Source organism: Vibrio minamisatsumaniensis (assembly GCF_050337445.1).
GTDB classification, from domain to species: domain Bacteria; phylum Pseudomonadota; class Gammaproteobacteria; order Enterobacterales; family Vibrionaceae; genus Vibrio; species Vibrio artabrorum.
Window position 1 is genome coordinate 1 of the sequence record NZ_JAKJSY010000157.1, and the last position, 2,271, is coordinate 2,271.

General features: G+C 36.0%; 2 protein-coding genes and 2 pseudogenes. All 4 read left to right on the forward strand.

The genetic code is table 11. The features are described 5' to 3' along the window. Positions 1-672: pseudogene (locus L4B77_RS19765) on the forward strand (hypothetical protein); the annotation flags it as partial. A 187-nt stretch (positions 673-859) separates the two neighbouring features. Beyond that, positions 860-1,147, forward strand: a complete 288-nt coding sequence (locus L4B77_RS19770; protein WP_429752553.1) for a hypothetical protein — start codon at positions 860-862, stop codon at positions 1,145-1,147. A 173-nt stretch (positions 1,148-1,320) separates the two neighbouring features. Then, complete coding sequence (locus tag L4B77_RS19775; protein ID WP_429752555.1) at positions 1,321-1,884, forward strand: hypothetical protein; 564 nt, start codon at positions 1,321-1,323, stop codon at positions 1,882-1,884. A 59-nt stretch (positions 1,885-1,943) separates the two neighbouring features. Next, positions 1,944-2,271: pseudogene (locus L4B77_RS19780) on the forward strand (transposase); the annotation flags it as partial.

Below are 2,271 nucleotides of genomic sequence, written 5' to 3' on the forward strand. Positions count from 1 at the left end.
AAAAAGAATAGTAGCGCTAGGATTCTAGATTTAATTGAAAATACAGAAGAAAAATTAAATAGAATCCTAATTGAGATGAGTGAATTTGATACGCCTGAAATAGCAAGAGTTTTTGAATTGTTGTCAAAAGATATATTTACAAAAGATATCATGAATGACTATCTTCATCCGACCAGATCAGAGATTAGAAACAATCTTGCAAGGGTATTAACAAGTATCGAAATTGGAAGAAATGTAATTAGTTCAAAATATTCAAAAACAGGTCAAGTTAGTTGTATTTCGATACGTTTCACATTTAGAAATGGTCAAATTAGAGAATTTGATGTGAAGCCGTTTAGGTATTTAACAGATGAAGGTTCTAAGTCTGTTTTTGTTCCATTTACATACAAGTATGATGTTCCTAATAAAGAAATTACACGCTCTTCGGGAATTATTCTAGATATGTTAACCCAACTCCACTCAAATGATCTTTTGAACAAATTATACCCAAGCAAGGGACGATATCAGTGGATGCCATTAAACCTAGATCTTGGTATCGTAGAATCTGAAATCATGAACTACCTTCCCAAACTGGAAGATGTAGAAGGAAGTGAAAGTTGGAATGAGATATTCAAAAAATTTTATTCTAGAGGAATAAAAGAAACTAAGGTTGAACGTAATCGCCTAAAATAATAGGAATACTTTAGTTAAAAAATAAGTGCTTTAGCTTCATTTAATTGTTAATCAAAGGTGAAATTTACACATTAATACTAATTTTTGGAAAACGTGCCTTATTATTGTGAATTAAATAAATAATACTGGTGTCTCGTCTAATTCTTCTGCTTAATATGCAGAACCATTAACCTAAAGGTGAATTAGAATGTTAAAATTAATCGAATTTAAAGAAGAAACAACAGTTTTTGTTAAGAAGATGACGAGGTTATTAAGCATTAGTGATAATTCAAGGGCGGCCATTTTTCTAGCCACAGCTTTTTGTAATTACTATCGTGATGGGGGGTCTCTCTCGGCTGTTCAGCTTTCTGATATCGATTATATTGATGAAGAGTACCAAGAATTATTTTTTAATATGATGCTTTTAAGGAGCTATGGGTTTCGAGGTGATAGCAAATTACATGAGTTGTACTTACAATGTAAGCAGTATATCTAGTTAACCGAATAAGAAGGCGCGAATAGCGCCTTTTTCTTCGGTTGTCAGGGGGCGATGGGGGATGAAGTCCCCCGTCCAAGGCGGCAAATCTTTAGATTTGCCTATCTTGACTAACTTGTACAAATTACTCAATTTGATTCAGTGTTTTAAATTTAGTAAGTTGTCAATAAAGTATGACAATTAACAACTGGACAGTAACGGTAGAATCAATTAAATCAACAGCAGCCCGAGAGCTGTATTTTCAAAACCCTAGTCATAAAAATCACTCCAATACTGAACGTATCATTAATATTTGGGGCAACAACCAAACTAGCCTCAATATTCAATATCAATGTGAAAAACGTAAGCTAGCACAACTTTTGAATCGCAAAGGTGGTAGGCCACCCTCACCTGCGATGGAGTATGTGTTTACTTTGCCTAAAGGAATTAGACCAACAGAACAACAATGGCAATCAATGTTAAAAATCATTGTTGCTAATCTGTCTCGTTCGATGGGATTGGGTTCTAAGGATTTTAATGGAATTGTACGTGCGGTACTGCATCAGCAGCAAAATGACAACATTCGTGGTACAGGTGATCATCTTCATGTTCTTTTTGGCAAGTTCACAAACGATGGTCAATACCTAAGGGATCTACAAAAGAAAGGAGCCATTCATATAGCTAAACAGGCTTTTAATCTAGCGGTAAAGTCTGAGTTAGGAATTTGCCACACAGACTATGTTGCGCAAAAGAAATGATCCGCACCAGAAGTTTTGGACACCGAGTTAAGTGAGTACAATCACTAACGAGGTGAACAATGACAACTAAGAAAACACGAATCAAACATGCTCCTGAATTTAAAGCCGAAGCGCTTAAGTTAGCAGAGAAGGTCGGTGTCTCTGCTGCCGCACGACAGCTTTCGCTATATGAATCTCAAATTTATGGGTGGCGTAAAGCCGTCAAAAAAGATGCGAAAATCAGCGATAGAGAAAGGGAGCTCGCCACTGAAAATGCCAAACTCAAACGATTATTGGCAGAGCAAGCTGAAGAGCTAGATATCGTAAAAAAGGCCGCCACCTACTTCGCGAAAAATCTAAAGTAGATTGCTATGAGTTTATGCTCGAACACCTGTTGCAATATAGGAT

Excerpts from the sequence above, each read along its gene's own strand:
- L4B77_RS19770 (WP_429752553.1), top strand. The coding sequence starts at position 860 with ATGTTAAAATTAATCGAATTTAAAGAAGAAACAACAGTTTTTGTTAAG.
- L4B77_RS19775 (WP_429752555.1), top strand. The coding sequence starts at position 1,321 with ATGACAATTAACAACTGGACAGTAACGGTAGAATCAATTAAATCAACA.